General features: G+C 67.0%; 13 protein-coding genes. 8 read left to right on the forward strand and 5 right to left on the reverse strand.

Features of this window, described 5'->3' with window-relative positions; genetic code table 11:
- Positions 1-116: 116 nt before the first annotated feature.
- From ACWPN5_RS19375 to ACWPN5_RS19385, 3 genes are all read left to right on the forward strand, one after another.
- Positions 117-2,765, forward strand: coding sequence for a cation:proton antiporter (locus tag ACWPN5_RS19375; RefSeq protein ID WP_492296922.1), 2,649 nt, complete (start codon positions 117-119; stop codon positions 2,763-2,765).
- A 16-nt stretch (positions 2,766-2,781) separates the two neighbouring features.
- Positions 2,782-3,693, forward strand: a complete 912-nt coding sequence (locus ACWPN5_RS19380) for a DMT family transporter (protein WP_200477059.1) — start codon at positions 2,782-2,784, stop codon at positions 3,691-3,693.
- A gap of 127 nt (positions 3,694-3,820) precedes the next feature.
- On the forward strand, positions 3,821-4,216 hold the full coding sequence (locus tag ACWPN5_RS19385; RefSeq protein ID WP_145680584.1) for a hypothetical protein: 396 nt from the start codon (positions 3,821-3,823) through the stop codon (positions 4,214-4,216).
- Between the two features lie 24 nt (positions 4,217-4,240).
- Here ACWPN5_RS19385 and ACWPN5_RS19390 read toward each other — a convergent pair whose 3' ends face one another.
- The 5 genes from ACWPN5_RS19390 to ACWPN5_RS19410 form a co-directional block, all read right to left on the reverse strand.
- The gene (locus ACWPN5_RS19390) at positions 4,241-5,725 is read right to left on the reverse strand and encodes an alkaline phosphatase D family protein (RefSeq protein ID WP_145680585.1); all 1,485 of its coding nucleotides are present in this window, start codon (positions 5,723-5,725) and stop codon (positions 4,241-4,243) included.
- Between the two features lie 263 nt (positions 5,726-5,988).
- Positions 5,989-6,216: an anti-sigma factor family protein gene (locus tag ACWPN5_RS19395; protein ID WP_247877067.1), complete on the reverse strand. Its 228-nt coding sequence runs from the start codon at positions 6,214-6,216 to the stop codon at positions 5,989-5,991.
- Between the two features lie 332 nt (positions 6,217-6,548).
- A complete protein-coding gene (locus tag ACWPN5_RS19400; protein WP_247882918.1) occupies positions 6,549-6,986 on the reverse strand; it encodes a sigma-70 family RNA polymerase sigma factor in 438 nt (145 codons plus the stop codon).
- A 521-nt stretch (positions 6,987-7,507) separates the two neighbouring features.
- Positions 7,508-8,989 (reverse strand): RimK family ATP-grasp domain-containing protein, encoded by a 1,482-nt coding sequence (locus ACWPN5_RS19405; RefSeq protein ID WP_200477061.1) that lies wholly within the window; start codon positions 8,987-8,989, stop codon positions 7,508-7,510.
- Positions 8,989-10,170 (reverse strand): peptidase C39 family protein, encoded by a 1,182-nt coding sequence (locus ACWPN5_RS19410; RefSeq protein ID WP_492296926.1) that lies wholly within the window; start codon positions 10,168-10,170, stop codon positions 8,989-8,991. The genes ACWPN5_RS19405 and ACWPN5_RS19410 overlap by 1 nt, the downstream gene beginning before the upstream one ends.
- A gap of 301 nt (positions 10,171-10,471) precedes the next feature.
- Between ACWPN5_RS19410 and ACWPN5_RS19415 the strand changes: the two genes are divergently transcribed.
- The 5 genes from ACWPN5_RS19415 to ACWPN5_RS19435 all read left to right on the forward strand — a co-directional run bounded on the left by ACWPN5_RS19415 (position 10,472) and on the right by ACWPN5_RS19435 (position 18,194).
- Positions 10,472-12,970, forward strand: coding sequence for a glycogen/starch/alpha-glucan phosphorylase (locus tag ACWPN5_RS19415; protein WP_492296928.1), 2,499 nt, complete (start codon positions 10,472-10,474; stop codon positions 12,968-12,970).
- Between the two features lie 285 nt (positions 12,971-13,255).
- Positions 13,256-14,269, forward strand: a complete 1,014-nt coding sequence (locus tag ACWPN5_RS19420; RefSeq protein ID WP_035676141.1) for an aspartate-semialdehyde dehydrogenase — start codon at positions 13,256-13,258, stop codon at positions 14,267-14,269.
- A gap of 121 nt (positions 14,270-14,390) precedes the next feature.
- Positions 14,391-15,998 (forward strand): peptide chain release factor 3, encoded by a 1,608-nt coding sequence (locus tag ACWPN5_RS19425; protein WP_103039104.1) that lies wholly within the window; start codon positions 14,391-14,393, stop codon positions 15,996-15,998.
- A gap of 218 nt (positions 15,999-16,216) precedes the next feature.
- Complete coding sequence (locus ACWPN5_RS19430) at positions 16,217-17,794, forward strand: ATP-binding protein (protein ID WP_145680589.1); 1,578 nt, start codon at positions 16,217-16,219, stop codon at positions 17,792-17,794.
- Positions 17,787-18,194 (forward strand): response regulator, encoded by a 408-nt coding sequence (locus ACWPN5_RS19435; protein ID WP_186465939.1) that lies wholly within the window; start codon positions 17,787-17,789, stop codon positions 18,192-18,194. The genes ACWPN5_RS19430 and ACWPN5_RS19435 overlap by 8 nt, the downstream gene beginning before the upstream one ends.
- Positions 18,195-18,201: the final 7 nt, after the last annotated feature.

Here is an 18,201-nt window from a genome sequence, read left to right on the forward strand (position 1 = left end):
TACGTCCGGTCACACGTACGGAACAGCTTTGTCCCTTATCCTGACCTTGCTCCCGCCCCAATCGGGCGATACCGTGCGCGCCGACCCCCAAGGGCCCCTCAGGGCAAGGCAGCCCCATGCACGTCATCGTCATCTATGTCCTCGCGGTTTCCGGCCTTCTGGCGCTGGTCAGCCTGCTGCCGCCACTGGCGGCCCGGCTGAGGATGCCCTACACGGTGCTTCTGGCCGCCGTGGGCGTGGCCCTGGGATTGGCGATCCAGACCTTCGCCGGGCAGGGCGGCACCGGACCCTTCCACGATTTCCTGAATTCCCTGGCCGAGATGGACATCTCGTCCGAGGTGCTGATCTACATCTTCCTGCCGGTGCTGCTGTTCGAAACGGCGCTGGCGGTGGACGTGCGGCGGCTGTTCGACGACGTCTGGCCGATCCTGCTGATGGCCGTGGTGGCGGTGTTCGTCTGCACCTTCGCTGTCGGCTATGCGCTCAACCTCTTCACCTCGATGGGGCTGATCGCCTGCCTGCTGCTGGGGTCGATCGTCGCGACCACCGACCCGGCGGCGGTCGTCAGCATCTTCCGCGACCTCGGCGCGCCGCGCCGCCTGACCATGCTGGTCGAGGGTGAAAGCCTGCTGAACGACGCCGCGGCCATCGCCCTGTTCACGCTGCTGCTCGGCATGCTGACCCGCAACGCCCATGGCGGGGCGACCGAAGCGGCGATGGAATTCCTGCGCGACTTCGCCGGCGGTGTGGCCACCGGCTATGTCTGCGGGCGCGTGGTCTGCATGATCGTCGAGCCGGTGCGCGACCAGCCGATGGCCGAGATCACGCTGACCGTGGCGCTCGCCTATCTCAGCTACGTTCTGGCGGAGCATTACGTCGGCGCGTCGGGGGTCGTGGCGGTCGTCACGGCGGCGCTGGTCGTCGGCTCGGTCGGGCGCACGCGCATCTCCCCGGCCACCTGGGGGGCGCTGGAGCATGTCTGGAAACAGCTCGGCTTCTGGGCCAATTCGCTGATCTTCCTGATGACGGCGCTGCTGGTGCCGCGCCTGCTCGGCGGCATCGGCTGGAGCGACGTCGGGCTGGTGCTGGTCGTGGTCGGGGCGGCGACGGTGTCGCGCGCGCTGGTGCTGTTCGGCCTGCTGCCGCTGCTGTCCGGCGCCGGTCTGGCCCAGCGGGTCAGCCACGCCTACAAGACGGTGATGCTGTGGGGCGGGCTGCGCGGCGCGGTGTCGCTGACGCTGGCGCTGGCCGTCACCGAGAACGGGCGCGTGCCCGACCGGGTGCAGGGCTTCGTCGCCGTGCTGGTCACCGGATTCGTCTTCTACACCCTTTTCATCAACGGCACGACGCTGCGCGCCGTCATCAACCTGTTGGGCCTCAACAGGCTGTCGCCGGTCGAGCACGCCATGCGCAACCGCGCGCTCGCCCTGTCGCTGGCCGGCGTGCGCGAGCGGGTGGAGGGTCTGGCCCATCGCTACGAGGTCGACGAGCAGGCCGTCGGATCCACCGTCTCCCAGTACAGCGACCGGCTCGACGCCATCGTCCGGGAGCGGTCGACCGAAGCGCCGCTGAACAACGAGGACCGCGTGACCATCGGCCTCGTCATCCTGGTGAACCGCGAGGAGGAGCTGTATTACGAGCACTTCCGCGAGGGCATCCTGTCGCGGGGCGTTGCGGAGCTGCTGAACCGCCGAACCGGTCGCTTGCTCGACGCGGTGAAGGCCCAGGGGCGCGCCGGTTACCGCGCCTTCGAGGAGCCCTTCATCTCCTTCACGCCCTGGATGCGGGTCGCCAGCCTGCTGCACCGCCGGCTGGGGATCCACGCGCCCTTGGCCCGCCGGCTCGCCTTCCGGTTCGAGATCCTTCTGGGCGTGCGCACCGTGCAGCGCGAGCTGCTGGAGTTCATCAACGACAAGGTCGGGCAGGTGCTGGGCACTGACGTTGCCTGCGAGCTGGAGGGCATCCTCACGGTGCGCCTCGCCATGGTCGAGCAGGCGCTGGCGGCGCTGAAGCTGCAATATCCCGACTACGCGCTGCTTCTTCAGAGCCGGTACGTCAGCCGCGCCGCCCTGCGGCTGGAGGAGGCCGATTACCGGGCGCTCTTCGCCGAGTCGATCATCAGCCAGGAGATTTTGAGCGACCTGCAACGCGATCTGGACGACCGCCGCCGCGCGCTCGATGCCCTGCCGAAGCTCGATCTGCGGCTGGACCTGATGGACCTCGTCGGACGGGTGCCGCTGTTCGAGGGGCTGGAGGGCGACCGCCTGCGCGGCATCGCCACCCTGCTGAAGCCGCGGCTGGTCCTGCCGGGGGAAACCATCGTCCGGCGCGGCGAGCGCGGCGACGCCATGTTCTTCATCGCGTCCGGCGCCGTGGAGGTGCTGGTTCCGGGTCTGGACGAGCCGGTCCAGCTCGGCACCGGGGAGGTGTTCGGCGAGATGGCCCTGCTGACCCGCCAACGGCGCAACGCCGATGTGCGTGCGATGGGCTATTGCCAACTGCTGGTCCTGGATGTGAGAGACTTCCATCGGCTGGTGAAGAAGGACGCAAGCCTGCGCGCCCATCTCCAGTCGGTGGCCGAAACGCGGCGCAACCCGCCGCCGAAGCCGGCCGAGGCCGTTCAGGAGGTCGCGGCGCCGGTGGCGGGCGCCCGTGCGGTGGAAGCGCCCAGGCCGGACCCGTCCGGCGTTGCGGCGCCCGCCCCGGACGTTCCGCCCGCGGTGGCCGAGGCCCCCACCGTCGAAAGCGCGCAGGCACGGGGATAGGAGATGACGAGAGACGATGACCGTGCAAGCGACCACCGCCGCCACGGGCGGGCGGCCCGATTGGGTGCGCCTGATGCCGGGCGTGTTCGTGCTGCTGTGGAGCACGGGATTCATCGGCGCTAAATACGGCCTTCCCTACGCGGAGCCGTTGACCTTCCTGCTGGTCCGACTGGGGCTGGTCGCGGTCATTCTCGGGGTGGTCGCCCTGGTCACCGGCGCCCCCTGGCCGAAAAGCTGGGCCGAGGCCGGGCGCATCGCGCTGGCCGGTCTGCTGGTGCACGGCGTCTATCTGACCGGGGTGTTCTGCGCCATCGCCAAGGGCATGCCGGCGGGGGTGACCGCGCTGATCGTCGGCATCCAGCCTCTGCTGACCGCCGCCCTCTCCGGTCCGCTGCTGGGCGAGCGGGTGAGCGGGCGGCAGTGGATCGGCTTCCTGATGGGGCTGGCCGGAGTCGGGCTGGTGGTTGGCGAGAAGCTGCACTTCGACTCGACGGACGCGCTGGGCATCGGGCTGGCGCTGGCCGCCTTGCTGGGCATCACCTTCGGCACGCTCTACCAGAAGCGCCACGGCACGGCGATGGACCTGCGCAGCGGTGCGGCCATCCAGTATGCGGCGACCGCGGCGGTGCTGGCGGTGCTCGCCCCGCTGTTCGAGACCATGCGCATCGACTGGACCGGCGAGTTCGTCTTCGCCCTGCTGTGGCTCAGCTTCGTCTTGTCGGTGGGAGCGATCTTTCTGCTGTTCCTGCTGATCCGCCGCGGCGCGGCGGCGCGCGTGGCGAGCCTGTTCTATCTGGTCCCGCCGGTGACCGCGGTGATCGCCTGGGCGATGTTCGGGGAACGGCTGGGGCTGCTGGCCCTGTCCGGCATGGCGCTGGCGGTGGCCGGGGTCGCCCTGGTGAACCGGAGCGCCAGGCGTGCGGCCTGACGGTCTGACTTAGTGCGCATTGCCTCGGCGGGGCGCTCCGACTATGCTTCCTCGCACCGGCAAAAGATCCGGCGGTGTCTCCGCCGGTTCAACCACGCTTCGGCAAACCACATCGGAAGTGAGTGTCATGGACGGCCTGGAGCCCATCTCGCTCGATGACAACCAGACCCTGCAGGCCATCGGCATCCTGGCCGATGTTCTGGATGGTGTGGACGGCCCCGGCGGGCTCGACACGGTTCTGGTTTCCAAGGCGCTGCGGCAGGTGATCGCCACCAAGTCCCAGCCGGCCTTCGAATTCGCCACCCGCGCCTTCAACACGCTCGACGCCGACGTGCGCCGTCAGGTGGCGGAGACCGCCGACCAGGCCGCCCACGATTCGGTCGAGTTGCGCGCCCGCGTCGGCGGCTTCCTGGCGACCTCGGCCAAGGCGCCGACGGGTGGCCCGGCCACGCCGGCGCAGGCCACCAGCTTCCTCAACGCGCTCAACCTGCGCAACCGCCGCCGGTCGCCGCCGTCGGAGTGAGCCGGCGGCTTCGGACAACCGGGCTCAGATCACCTGGGTGTAGCGGTTCGGTTGGCCTTCGGCGGACCAGCGGGCGTGGATCTGCCCCTTGCCGTCGAAGATCAGCGACAGCCAGTTGCGCTGCCGGATGATGCGTTTTCCCGATTCGGGGAAGGCCGGCATTTCGAAGACATAACCGTTGTCCAGCGTCTCCTTGCGGCTGGCCAGCCATTCCAGGGCGAAGGCCGTCGCTTTGGCAGGCGGCGGGTGAACGACCCCCGACGCGATGAGCTGCCAGATCTCCACGCCGCCGCCGCGCAGCACGGCCCGCGCCCCCGCGTGGATTTCACCCGACACGGAGGTGATCCGGCACCCGGTGCGCCGCGAGAATTCCGCCAGTTGGCCGAGCAGGCGCAGCCATTCCTCGGCGTGGGCCGGGCTGCGCCACTGGTCGCGCAGATCGTCCTCGATTCCGACGCGGACGGGCGACAGGCCGACCGCCCGCTCCATCACGCCGGTGTCGAGGTAGAGCAGCGGCACGCTGGACATCAGGATCAGGTGACGGCAGCCCTTGAAGCGCTCCAGCCACTCCGGCAGGGCATCCCACACCCGGTCCGACAGGACGCGGCGGGGCGTGCGGTCGCTGCGCATGTCGAGAGCCAGGACGCCGATGTCGCCCAGCCGGAAGCCCTGGCTGAAGGAGTTCAACGGGGCGCCCCACACGCATTCCGGCTGGGCGTCCTCCATGGCGGCCAATTGGAACAGCGAGAAATGGCGGCGAGCGGCGGTGTAGACGCCGCGCCAGGCCGGGGACATCATCTCCTCGTCGGGGTGGGAGCCCCAGCCGTCGAAGATGTCGTGATCGTCCCACATCATCACCGAGGGAATGCGGGCGGTCACCGCCGCGGTTTCCGGCTGGCCCCAGACCCGCAAATAGAGGTCGAAGTAGAAGTCCGCCGCCTCCTCCGCCATCGCCGGGGTGAAGGGTTCTTCCAGGCGGGCGTCGTCGGTCCGCTTCTTCCAGGCGGTGAGCAGGGGCGGCTGGCGCCACACCGCGTCGGCGTAGAGCTGGTCACCGCCTTGCAGCAGAAGATGGAAGCGTTCGCTCTCGTGGCGGCGCCGCAGGTCGCCCCACAGGGCGTTGCGCGGCGCGTTCAGCCCGGCGATCTTCTCCTCGTCCTCCACACCGTTGCAGGAGACGTAGGCGATCCGCGGCGGCGAGGCGCGCCCCGGCACGGTCACCGCCCAGATGTCCCCCGGCGACGCGCCGTCGGTGAAGCCATAGGCGGCTTCGACATCGCGGGCGCCGCGCGGAATGGCGAAGTCGAACCGCCAGACGTGCCGGTTGCGCCATTGCGCGAGGTGGCGGGGCGGAACGGGCAGCGTCACGCCATCCACCCTCAGATCATGGGGTTCGGCGTCTCCCTCCAGGACGAAGAGGGCCGACAGCCACCAGCGGTCGCCTTGCTCTCCCCGGAAATAAAGGACGGGACCCAGAATGATGTTCGGTGCCGGCCTGCCGCGCGCCATGGACGCTGTTTATCCTCTTCGTTCCCGCCGGTCCGGGCGCCCATGGCCCAGCTTCCGTTTCCGCGGCTCCTGTTTATGGGAAAAGCCGCCGGTCTGTAAAAGGGGCAAGCGTTGATCCGAAGGGAGAAGTCGCCTGGAAATGCGGGAGAGCCCGCGTTGGCGCCCGCCCCTGCGATGACGACGCGGGGGGTGCGCAAAAAAAAGCGGGCGGCCGGGTCGCCCGGTCGCCCCTCATGTGACGATGGAACGCGGGAATCGGGGGGCTAGCTCTTGCGGCGCTGCCTCAGCAGTTCGAGCATGCGCGCCGGTACCGGTTCTTCCAGCACGGGATCGTAAAGGCGGTGAAGCTCGTCCACATGGCTTCTGTGGAAGGTCACCACGGCCTTTGCGTCGGCGTCGTCCTCTACGGACTGCTCGAACTCCTGACGCTCCTTATCGTCCAAGGCACCGTCAAGATATGCGTTGATATGGTTCATCGTCACACGCTTCATATCTTTTGATCCCGGAACGTCCCCGGAGGCCATCCCCCTGAGACGGAAACGATCCGCGACGCAGAGTTCAATATAGTACGGCGGGCACGGCGTCGGGAGTGGTGACATACCTCTTCTTATGGGGATGGGACCGTTACCGCCAAATGGTTGGCGACGTGTATCCGTTCGTACCCCTGGGGTGTTCGGCCACTCCGCAGCAGCCCTGCTCGTTTCGCACGGGGGATGTAACAGCCGCTCCCATCGGTTGTTCCGGCCACGAACGGTCCGGATGCAATGGAAAGATCAACCTGTTGTACGGTTGCCATACCCCGCGACGCTTTCCCTGCCTCGTCTCAGGCGGCCATCAGGTTGTTCAGCCGCTCGCGGGCCCGGCACAGGCGGGAGCGGATGGTGCCGATGGAGACGTTCAGCTTCTCCGCGGCCTCCTGGTAGGGACGGCCTTCGATGGCGACGAGCTTGACGACCTTGCGCTGGCTGGGGGTGAGGGCGCCAAAGGCACGGTCGACGTCGCGGAAGACGAGCCGGGCGATCTGGGACGCTTCGACCGACATGGCGCCGTCCCACAACTCGACCTTGGTGACGTGCTTTTCACGCTGGAGGTTGTTGAAATGCAGATTCTTCAGCATCGTGGTCAGCCAAGCCTGCATGTTGGTGCCGGGTTCGAAACGATGCTGGCGGGACAGGGCGCGGGCAAGACAATCCTGGGTCAGATCTTCGGCGGCGCTGGCGTCGCGAGTCAACTTGCAAGCATAACGCTGCAGGTTCGGCATGCAACGGATCAGTTCGGCTTCGAAACAATACGCCATTGTTGCTCTTCCTCCAGCTTCTCTTGATTCGGCGGGGCTGCCGGTCTGTGGTGACGGCGCCCCAGGCCCGAGATTTCAGTGCCGAGATTTCAGGTTCCGGGAGTCCGGCTCCCGCGGCTTTGCCGGGAGTCGGTCCCTTTTTCGACGCGTGGTCCCCTCCGGCGGCGGTCCTGTGGCCGTGCCGGTCCTTCGGTTCGTGTCGGTGTTTTAGAATCCGGTGGTGCTGCCTAGCAGTGTCCGGGTGTCGGTCCGGCGCAGCACATCGAGCAGTTCGTCGTCATCAACGGTCTCCCGCTCTCCAGCCTGGGCAACTCCAAAGCATTGATGCGCTTCGGTGTTGCTCCCGTTCGTGGTGACGTTGAATTCATAACGCGGCGGGAAGAGGCTTGTTCCCCGGCGGCCACAGCCGAAAACATCTTAGGAGGAGAGGTGGTTGGAATCAGGGGGGTATCCGAACGGATGGCGGAACTGCCCGAAAGGGGATTTCAGGCCGCGGAACCGGGTTTGCGCGGCCGGGATTCCAGGCGACGCAGGAATTCGCCCATGATGAGACGGTACAGCCCGTCCTTCAGCTTGGCGTCCTCGACTCCGAGGTCGATGCTGGGGTTGTCGTTGATCTCGATGACGAAGACGCCGCGCTCGTTCTGCTTCACGTCGACGCCGTAAAGCCCGTCGCCGATCAGACCCGCCGCTTTGACCGCGGTCTCGATGACCTCGCGCGGCGCCTCCTCGACGGCCAGGGTACGGGAGGAGCCCTGTTCGGCCCGGCCGTTGCCGCCGTGCTTGACGATCTGCCAGTGCTTCTTCGCCATCAGATATTGGCAGACATAGATCGGCTGCCGGTTCAGCACGCCGACGCGCCAGTCGAACTCCGTGTACATGAACTCCTGGGCCAGGATCACGTCGGACTGCTCGAACAGGCTTTCCGCCGTCGCCTCCAACTCGCTGCGGGTCTGCACCTTGAAGACTCCGCGCGAGAAGGAGCCGTCCGGAATCTTCAGGACGATTGGGTAGGGGATCTCCTGGTCCAGCGTCGCCAGCCCGCGCTTGTCGAAGATCACCGTCTTCGGCGCCGGGATGCGGTTGGCGCGCAGGAGTTCGGCCAGATAGACCTTGTTGGTGCATTTCAGGATCGAGTTCGGGTCGTCGATCACCGGCAGCCCTTCCTTCTCCGCCTTCTTGGCGAAGCGGTAGGTGTGGTGGTCGAGGTTCGTCGTCTCGCGGATGAACAGCGCGTCGAACTCGGCGAGGCGGGCGTAATCCTTCTTTTCGATCAGCTCGACCGCGATGCCCAGGCTCTCCCCGGCCTTGACGAATTTCTGGAGCGCGCGCGGGCTGGAGGGCGGAAGCTCCTCCTTCGGGTTGTGCAGGATGGCCAGCGTGTAGCGCGGCGTCGCCTTGGCCGTGGGCTCTCGCCAGGAGGTGCGGGTGTAGGCGTCGAGCGCCGCCTGGAACAGCGCCTCCTGGTCGGGCCGCAGGTCGGCCAGGGACAGCGGCTCCAGGGCGTGGACGGTCCAGCCGTCCTTCAGCCGCACCTGGACCTTCAGCAGGGGGCAGCGGAACAGGTCGAAGATCGTGCGGGCGATGTCCTGGAACCGCGCGTCGTCGGCGTGGCCGAAGAAAAGCGTCAGGTTGAAGGACGCCTCCGGCGGGTGGTCCATCCGCTTGATCGCCTTGCGCAGCGCCTCCTCCACCTCGGCCAGCTGGGCGCGGTAGAAGGTCTTCTGTGACAGGTCCAGGATGGTCCGGACGGAGGGAATCACCCGCTCGCCGCGCGCCTCCGCCAGCAGCGAGACGTAGTAGCCGGTGCCCAGATAGCGGTAGCTGCGCGACAGGTTGAGCACCCGCGCGCCGCGCGGCGTTTGCTCCGGATGGGCGATGTAGTCGCGGGCGCTGACCACCGGCAGCCCGTCCTTCGCCCACTTCACGTCCGCCCGGCGGTCGACGACCAGCAGATGCGCGGGCATCAGTCGGCGGACCCGTCAGAGAGTTGGGGACGGAGGAGCAGGGCGGCCTTCAACTGGGCCTTGCCGTAGCGGGCCATGCGCTCGAAGTCGGCTTTCGGGATCGGCATGTTCATCCGGTCGATGTGAGCGTGGTGACGGTCGTACACAAGCGGATCATGAACATAGAGAAAGCGGTCGTCGGCACCGGTCACGACGACCCAATGCGGAAATTTTTCGTGATAGATCCGGTAGGAGCTGATGAGCACGATGGGGATGGCCCCGCCCGCCACCGCGTCGGCCATGTCCTGGGCGCTCAGCGTGTTGTGGCGGACGGTGGCGCCGCTGCCCTCCAACTCGTCGAGGAAGTCCTCGTGCACGATGCGCATGACCTCCTTCTTCTCATCGCTGCGCACGCTGTCCAGGAAGGGGGTGGCGTTGTCCTTGATGTGGATGTCCACCGCGAAGCCGCGCCGCGCCGCCGCCAGCGCCAGCCCGAAGGGGCCGCAGCCGCCATGGCCGGAGGTCATGAAGACCGTGGTGGACTCCCGCCACAGGCGGATCTCCAGCTTCCGCCCCAGTTCGATCTCTGTGGGCTTCAGCGCCTTCATCGCCATCATCAGGGCCGACGGGCCGCAGGTGAAGTCCAGGGTCTGCTGATAGTAGGGGACCAGGGGCCCGCCCAGCGGCGCGCTGGGACCGCTGTGGCCGAGGCGCTTTTCCAGCCGCAGCGCCTCCATGTGGTCTTCGTAATAATCGGTGTAGACGCCGAACTCGCGGTAGCCGGCCTTCTTGTAGAGATCGATCGCCGCGGCGTTATCGCGCCGCACCTCCAGCCGCAGGTAGATGCAGTCCCGCGAGCGGGCCGCCTGCTCCGCCGCGGCGAGGAGGCGCTTGGCGACGCCCTGGCCGCGGTGGCCGGGATCGACGGCGAAGGAGTAGAGCCGGGCAAGCGAGGTCCCGGAATGGAAGGACACCAGCGCGTAGCCGACGACCGCGCCGCTGTGGACTTCCACAAGACCTGTGGCCTTGGCTTTCGTGAGCAAATAATGAAAACTACGTCGGGTCAGGCGATCGGTGGCGAAACACCGCTCCTCGATGGCCAGCAGCGCGGGGATGTCCGCCGGCTGGGCCTGACGGAGCAGGATGGTGGCGTCGCCGGGAAGCTCCTGGCGGGAGTCCGCAGATACGGTATTGTCGAGCATCGGGAGGTTCAAAGAGGCTGACACGGACGCCATCTTACTCCCTCCAGCGGGGCTTCGCAGCGATTACCGGCATCCGGTGCGCCGCGGGGATGGTTTCCATTTTGGCACAGCGCGTGTGGCACAAGGGCAAGTCTTGGCTGTTGCTCTGGACGAACGGCCTAGGCAATTCGACAGGCCGATTCGACTGGTTGGCGCAGCGACTTAAACGTTGCTTAACCATGGACCCCGGAAACTGCCGCCGATGGAAGACCGGCTGAATAACCGCCGCTCCAGTTGGCCCTGGAAAGAAGAAAGTCAAGACATGGACGCTCGGTATAAGTCCCGCGAGATCGAACGCCGCAGTCTGGATGTCGACGGGCTGAAGCGCTCGTTTCTGGAGTGGCTGGTCTATTCCGTCGGCAAGGACGCGCGGGCGGCGACCCGGCGCGACTGGTTCCACACCGTGGCGCTCGCCGTGCGCGACCGGCTCGTGGACCGCTGGATGGACACGACGCGGACCTATTACCAGCAGGACGCCAAGCGCGTTTACTACCTCTCGCTGGAATTCCTGATCGGCCGCCTTCTGACGAACAGCCTCGCCAACCTCGGCATCACCGACCAGTGCCGCCAAGCGCTCGACCGCATCGGCCTGAACCTCGACGACGTGGTGGAGGCGGAGCCGGACGCGGCGCTCGGCAACGGCGGCCTCGGCCGTCTGGCCGCCTGCTTCCTCGACAGCATGGCGTCGGAAGCGCTGCCCGGCTACGGCTACGGCATCCGCTACGAGTTCGGCCTGTTCGAGCAGCGCTTCGAGCATGGCTGGCAGGTCGAGTATCCGGAGCAGTGGCTGCAGTTCGGCAATCCGTGGGAGTTCCCGCGTCCGGAGGTGCTGTACCCCGTCCAGTTCTACGGCCGCGTCGAGGAGTTCCGGGATTCGGTGGGCGAGCGCGCCTACCGCTGGGTTGACGCCGAGCGCGTGCTGGCCATGGCCTACGACACGCCGGTGGTCGGCTACGGCGGCGACACGATCAACACGCTGCGCCTGTGGTCGGCCCGCGCCACGCGCGACTTCAACTTCGGCCACTTCAACGACGGCGCCTACATGAAGGCGGTCGAGCAGAAGGTGCTGACCGAGAATCTGAGCCGCGTCCTCTACCCGAACGACGCGACGGAGGGCGGCAAGGAGCTGCGGCTGAAGCAGGAGTATTTCTTCACCTCCGCCTCGCTGCAGGACATCCTGCGCCGCTATCTGCAGCACCATTCCAATTTCGACAGCCTGCCCGACAAGGCGGCGATCCAGCTCAACGACACCCACCCGGCCATCGGCATCGCCGAGCTGATGCGGCTGCTGGTGGACCAGCACGGCGTCACCTGGGACAAGGCGTGGGACATCACCCGCGCGACCTTCTCCTACACCAACCACACGCTGCTGCCGGAGGCGCTGGAGGCGTGGCCGGTCCGCATGATGGAGCGCGTGCTGCCGCGCCACATGCAGATCATCTACGAGATCAACGCCAAGTTCCTGAACCGCTCCAAGGCGCGGGCGGCGGGCGACAACGGACGGCTGTCCCGCCTGTCGCTGATCGACGAGCGCGGCGACCGCCGGGTGCGCATGGGCAATCTGGCCTTCCTCGGCTCGCACAAGGTCAACGGCGTGTCGGCCCTGCACACCGAGCTGATGAAGCAGACCGTCTTCGCCGACTTCCACGCGGAGTTCCCGGAGCGCATCAACAACAAGACCAACGGCATCACGCCGCGCCGCTGGCTGCATCAGGCGAACCAGCCGCTGGCCGCGCTGATCACCAGCCGCATCGGCAACGGCTGGATCAAGGATCTCAGCCAGATCAAGGCGCTGGCCGAGAAGGCCGACGATCTGGTCTTCCGCGAGGAGTTCCGCCGCGCCAAGCGCAAGAACAAGAAGCGGCTGGCCGCCTACATCGCACGCCAGACCGGGGTGGACGTGCAGGTCGACAGCCTGTTCGACGTGCAGGTCAAGCGCATGCACGAGTACAAGCGCCAGCTCCTGAACATCCTCCAGGCGATCGCGCTGTACAACGAGATGCGCGACAACCCGACCGTGTCCTGGGTGCCGGTGACCAAGATCTTCGCCGGCAAGGCGGCGCCGAGCTATCACATGGCCAAGCTCATCATCAAGCTCATCAACGATGTGGCGAAGGTGGTGAACCATGACCCGTCGGTGCATGACAACCTGAAGATCGTGCTGCTGCCGAACTACAACGTGACGGCGGCGGAGATCATCATGCCGGCGGCCGACCTGTCGGAGCAGATCTCCACCGCGGGCATGGAGGCGTCGGGCACCGGCAACATGAAGCTTGCGCTCAACGGCGCGCTGACCATCGGCACGCTGGACGGCGCCAACGTCGAGATCCGCGAGCATGTGGGCGACGACAACATCTTCATCTTTGGCCTGACCGCCGAGGAGGTGAACGACCTGCGGGCCAGCGGCGGCTTCAACCCGCGCGACGTCATCGCGTCGAACCCCAGCCTGAAGCGGGCGCTGGACATGATCTCCACCGGCGTCTTCTCGCCGGACGATCCCCACCGCTATCACCCGATCCTCCAGGCGCTGACCGACGGCGGCGACCATTTCCTGGTGACGGCGGACTTCTCCGACTACTGCCAGGCGCAGCAGGCGGCCATGGACCTCTACCGCGACCAGGAGGAATGGACGCGCAAGGCCATCCTGAACACGGCCAACATGGGCTGGTTCTCCTCCGACCGCACCATCATGGAATACGCGACGGAGATCTGGGACGTGCATCCCGTGAAGCCGGAGCACCCGGCCGAAACCGAGACCTGACGCGGCCCCGTCCGGACCCGGACAAAAATTGTGTTGCGGGGGCGCGGGCGCTTTACAAGCCCCGCGCCTTTCGTTTATCTAGCGGGTTATGAATCGCTCGCTCGCCATCACCACCACCACTACCAAAACGACCCGCTCCGGCGGGCCGTCGGACGGTGGCGTGCGTTGATCGAGTAAGACGCTTCACCCACCACGAAGGCCCCGCCGGACACGGACGGGGCCTTGGTGCATCTGGGGCCGCCGTCCACGCTCGATCCGGGCAAGACCAAAGGACGGACCACACCCATGAGCACCTCTTCTCCTTCTCCTCGCCGCGTTGCCATCGTTGGTGCCACGGGCGCCGTCGGCCGCGAGATGGTCGATGTTCTTCACCGCCGTTCGTTCCCGGTCGCGGAACTCGGGCTGTTCGCGTCGGAGCGCAGCGCCGGCCGGACCGTCGAGACTCCGTTCGGCGAGAAGACCCTCGTGGCGTTCGACGTCGAGAAGGTGAAGGGTTACGACATCGTCCTGCTCGCCGTGTCCGGTGATTTCGCCAAGGAACACGCGCCGGCCATCGCCGCTGGCGGAGCGCTGGTGATCGACAACTCCTCGGCCTTCCGTTACGACGACAACGTCCCGCTGATCGTCCCGGAGATCAACGCCCACGCCATGGGCGACGCCAAGCTGGTCGCCAACCCGAACTGCACGACTGCCATCGCCGTCGTGGCGCTCGGCCCGCTGCACAAGGCCTTCGGCCTTCGCCGTGTCATCGTCTCCACCTATCAGGCGACCAGCGGCGCCGGTGCGGAGGGCATGGCCGAGCTTGAGGAGCAGACCCGCAACCAGCTCGACGGCAAGCCGGTCGTCAACAGCGTGTTCCGCCACCCGATCCCCTTCAACCTGATCCCCCAGATCGACGCCTTCCAGGAGAACGGCTACACGAAGGAGGAGATGAAGGTGACCTGGGAGACCCGGAAGATCCTGGAGATCCCGGACCTGCCGGTGAGCTGCACGGCGGTGCGCATCCCGACCTACCGCGCCCATTCCGAGGCGATCACGGTCGAGACGCTGTCGCCGGTCACCCCGGACGCCGCCCGCGCCGTTCTGGCCGACGCGCCGGGCGTGGTGGTGAAGGACGTGCCGGCCGACGGCGTCTACCCGATGCCGATCAACGCCACCGGCCAGTTCGACGTCGAGGTCGGCCGCATCCGCACCAGCCTGATCTTCGGCGACCACGGCCTGGACCTGTTCGTCTGCGGTGACCAACTGCTGAAGGGCGCGGCGCTCAACGCCGTGCAGATCGCCGAGCTCAGCCTGTAAGGCAGGCTGGAACAGGCCGGTCTTCGCTGCTATCTATACGTCCGAACGAAGAGGGCCGTGGGGCGTTCCGCCTCCCGGCCCTCTTCGCCGTTGTTTGCACCGCTGAGTTACGGGAACGCGCATGTCCGAGCTTCTGGACGCTGTTTCCCGGCGTCGAACCTTCGCGATCATCGCGCACCCCGACGCCGGCAAGACCACCCTCACCGAAAAGCTGCTGCTGTTCGGCGGCGCCATCCAGATGGCCGGCGCCGTGAAGGCCCGCGGCGAGCAGCGCCGCGCCAAGTCGGACTGGATGAAGGTGGAGCGCGAGCGCGGCATCTCCGTGACCGCCTCCGTCATGACCTTCGATTACGAGGGGCGCACCTTCAACCTGCTGGACACGCCGGGCCACGAGGACTTCTCGGAGGACACCTACCGGACGTTGACCGCGGTCGACAGCGCCGTCATGGTGATCGACGGCGCGAAGGGCATCGAGAGCCAGACCCTGAAGCTGTTCGAGGTCTGCCGCCTGCGCGACGTGCCGATCATCACCTTCTGCAACAAGATGGACCGCGAGGCCCGCGACCCCTTCGACCTCATTTCCGAGATCGAAAGCTCGCTGGCGCTGGAGGTCACCCCGGCGAGCTGGCCCATCGGCATGGGCCGCGACTTCCTGGGCTGCTACGACCTGATCCGCGACCGCCTGATCCTGATGGATCGCACCAAGGGCGACGAGATCGACGACGGCATCGAGTGCAACGGCCTCGACGACCCGCGCCTCGACGAGCTTCTTCCGGACCACGCGGTGGCGAAGCTGCGCGAGGAGGTGGAGATGGCCCGCGGGCTGATGCCGCCCTTCGACCTGGAAGCCTACCGCGCCGGCCATCTGACGCCGATCTATTTCGGGTCGGCGATCAACAACTTCGGCGTGCGCGAGCTTCTGCAGGGTCTGGCCGAGAACGCCCCGCCGCCGCGTCCGCAGCCGGCGGAGCAGCGCTCCGTGCAGCCCGACGAGGGCAAGTTCAGCGGCTTCGTGTTCAAGGTCCAGGCCAACATGGACCCCAACCACCGCGACCGCATCGCCTTCGTGCGCATCTGCTCGGGCAAGTTCAAGCGCGGCGCCAAGCTGAAGCATGTCCGTTCGGGCAAGCTGATGGCGGTGAACAACGCCGTGCTGTTTCTGGCCCGCGACCGCGAGTTGGCGGAAGAGGCCTGGCCCGGCGACATCATGGGCATCCCGAACCACGGGTCCTTGCGCATCGGCGATACGCTGACCGAGGGCGAGGATTTGCGCTTCACCGGCGTGCCGAGCTTCGCACCGGAGCTGCTGCAGCGCGTCCGCCTGGAAGACCCGATGCGCGTGAAGCACCTGCGCAAGGCGCTGGAGCATTTCGCTGAGGAGGGCGCCTCGCAGGTGTTCAAGCCGCTGACCGGGGCGGATTGGGTGGTCGGCGTGGTTGGCCAGCTGCAGTTCGAGGTGCTGGCCGCCCGCATTGAGGCGGAGTACGGCCTCGCCGCCCGCTTCGAAGGGGCGGGGGTGGATGCCGCCCGCTGGATCGAGACGGACGACGAGGACCAGCTCAAGAAGTTCCTCGACCTCAACCGCTCGGCGGCGGCGGAGGACCATGACGGAGCGTTGGTGTTCCTGGCGCGCAACGCCTGGCACCTGAACCGCACGCAGGAGGATTTTCCGGCCCTGCGCTTCCTGAAGACCCGCGAGCAAAACCGTAAGGTGCACACCGCGGCGTAACACTCATCCGGAACCATGCGGAGCGCGCTGACCAAAGGCTGGTATCGCGTTCCGCGTGTTGCTCCGCCCCTCTGATTCGAGTAGCGTTCGCGGATGCAGCCTCCGCGGCATGGTGCCGCAAGGCATTGTGCTTCAAGGTTTTGTGGCGAGATCAGAGAAACGGCGGCGTTTCCGGACCCAGCGGGGCCGCGGGCGGTGACCGAAAAATGAGGGGCGGCATGTTCGGTGGCGTGGAAGCCTTCTTCGACACCAGCGCGTACTTGCCTCACGGCGTGTGCCTGTTCTGGCGTCCGGAAATCCTCACTCTGCACATCGTGTCCGATGTGCTGACTGGCCTTTCCTATTATTCGATTCCCGTGGCGCTGCTTTATTTCATTTTGAAGCGCCGTGACGTCGCCTTCACCTGGATGGTCTGGCTGTTCGCCGCCTTCATCCTGGCTTGCGGCACGACGCATTTCTTCAGCCTCTGGACCCTGTGGTACCCCGACTACGCCGTCGAAGGCATCATCAAGGCGATCACCGCGATGGTGTCTGTGCTGACCGCAGTCGCCTTGTGGGTGCAGATGCCCAAGGCCCTCGCCCTGCCCAGCGCCACGCAGCTCGCCGACGCCAACGGAGCCCTTCAGCGCGAGATCGAGATCCGGCGTCAGGCCGAGCTGCGCTACGCCAGCTTCTTCAACAATTTAGCCGAAGGTCTGTTCGTCGTGACGGTGCTGCCGGACGGGGACTTTGCCTTCGACACGCTGAACCCCGCCCACGCGCGGGCGACGGGGATCGACCCGGAGACCATCCGCGGCCGGTTGGTCCGTGAGGCCGTTCCGCAGGAAACCGCCGAGGCGGTGATCGAACGATACAGCGCCTGCGTCGCCGCGGGCGGCCCGATCGATTACGAGGAGACGCTGGATCTTCCCGTCGGGCGGCGCACCTGGCACACCGTCCTGGTGCCGGTGCGCGGCGAGGATGGCCGGGTGGTGCAGATCCTGGGCAGCTCCCGCGACATCACCGACCGCAAGAGGCTTCAGGAGGAGCTGGTCCAGACCTCCAAGCTGGCGACCCTGGGCACGCTCGCGGCCGGCATGGCCCATGAGATGAGCCAGCCCCTGAACATCATCCGGATCTGGGCCGAGAACGCCCTGTCCCGCCTGCGCGACGGCGACACCGACACCGCGCGCCTGGACAAGGTGCTGACCATCATGTCCGAGCAGGCGGAGCGCATGGGCCGCATCATCGACCATATGCGCACCTTCAGCCGCCGCGACGGCGCGACCCAGCGCTTCGAACCCGCGGCCTGCGTCCGCTCCGCCGTCGAGTTGGTGTCCAACCAGTTCGCCCTGGAAAACATCGAGGTGGTGAGCGACGTCCCGGCCGTCGACTGCGTCACCCGCGGGCGTCCCCTGCAGCTGGAGCAGGTGCTGGTCAATCTGCTGTCCAACGCGCGCGACGCCATCCTGGAATGGCGCGCCGACCCCGACGGGTCGCCCGCGGCCGGGCGGATCACCGTCGGGATGCGCTGCGACCTGACCGCCGGGCGGGCCGTCATCATCATCACCGACGATGGCGGCGGCATCGATCCGGACATCCTGCCGCGCATCTTCGACCCCTTCTTCACGACCAAGGAGGTCGGCAAGGGGTCCGGGCTCGGTCTGTCCATCGGCTATGGCATCATCGATTCCATGGGCGGCCGGATCGACGCGGCAAACGTGACCCATAACGATGGGAACCGCGGCGTCCGTTTCACCATCACCGTGCCGGTGTCCCATCCCTCCGTTCAGGACGTGGAGCGCGCTCATGCCTGACCCCGTCACCGCTCCGTTGCATGTCCTGGTGGCCGAGGACGAATCCCTCGCCGCCATGGCTCTGGAGGATTTCCTGTCTCGCAAGGGATACCGTGTGACCCTGGCCCAGGACGGGCAGGAGGGTCTGGAGCGCTACAGCGCCGATCCGGCCGACCTCGTCATCACCGATCTGCGCATGCCGCGCATGGACGGTCGCGCCCTGATCCGCGAGCTTCGGACCCGGGCGGCCGATCTGCCGATCCTGGTGATGACCGGATTCCTGTCGATGGAGGCGGGGGAGGACGACCTGACCGCCGACCGCTGGCAGCCGCTGGTGGTGTTGCGCAAGCCGGTCAGCCCGCAGGTCATCCTGGACACGCTCGCCAGCCTCGCCGAAGCGGCGAAGCTGCGGCCGGCGTGATCCTTCC

The sequence above is a fragment of the Azospirillum sp. UENF 211521 genome, from assembly GCF_058780535.1.

What these genes read in the sequence shown, in the direction of transcription:
- ACWPN5_RS19420 (WP_035676141.1), top strand. Translation starts at nt 13,256, where the DNA reads ATGAGCACCTCTTCTCCTTCTCCTCGCCGCGTTGCCATCGTTGGTGCC.
- ACWPN5_RS19435 (WP_186465939.1), top strand. Translation starts at nt 17,787, where the DNA reads ATGCCTGACCCCGTCACCGCTCCGTTGCATGTCCTGGTGGCCGAGGAC.
- ACWPN5_RS19395 (WP_247877067.1), bottom strand. Translation starts at nt 6,216, where the DNA reads ATGAAGCGTGTGACGATGAACCATATCAACGCATATCTTGACGGTGCC.
- ACWPN5_RS19430 (WP_145680589.1), top strand. Translation starts at nt 16,217, where the DNA reads ATGTTCGGTGGCGTGGAAGCCTTCTTCGACACCAGCGCGTACTTGCCT.
- ACWPN5_RS19375 (WP_492296922.1), top strand. Translation starts at nt 117, where the DNA reads ATGCACGTCATCGTCATCTATGTCCTCGCGGTTTCCGGCCTTCTGGCG.
- ACWPN5_RS19385 (WP_145680584.1), top strand. Translation starts at nt 3,821, where the DNA reads ATGGACGGCCTGGAGCCCATCTCGCTCGATGACAACCAGACCCTGCAG.
- ACWPN5_RS19410 (WP_492296926.1), bottom strand. Translation starts at nt 10,170, where the DNA reads ATGCTCGACAATACCGTATCTGCGGACTCCCGCCAGGAGCTTCCCGGC.
- ACWPN5_RS19415 (WP_492296928.1), top strand. Translation starts at nt 10,472, where the DNA reads ATGGACGCTCGGTATAAGTCCCGCGAGATCGAACGCCGCAGTCTGGAT.
- ACWPN5_RS19390 (WP_145680585.1), bottom strand. Translation starts at nt 5,725, where the DNA reads ATGGCGCGCGGCAGGCCGGCACCGAACATCATTCTGGGTCCCGTCCTT.
- ACWPN5_RS19380 (WP_200477059.1), top strand. Translation starts at nt 2,782, where the DNA reads ATGACCGTGCAAGCGACCACCGCCGCCACGGGCGGGCGGCCCGATTGG.
- ACWPN5_RS19400 (WP_247882918.1), bottom strand. Translation starts at nt 6,986, where the DNA reads ATGCCGAACCTGCAGCGTTATGCTTGCAAGTTGACTCGCGACGCCAGC.
- ACWPN5_RS19425 (WP_103039104.1), top strand. Translation starts at nt 14,391, where the DNA reads ATGTCCGAGCTTCTGGACGCTGTTTCCCGGCGTCGAACCTTCGCGATC.
- ACWPN5_RS19405 (WP_200477061.1), bottom strand. Translation starts at nt 8,989, where the DNA reads ATGCCCGCGCATCTGCTGGTCGTCGACCGCCGGGCGGACGTGAAGTGG.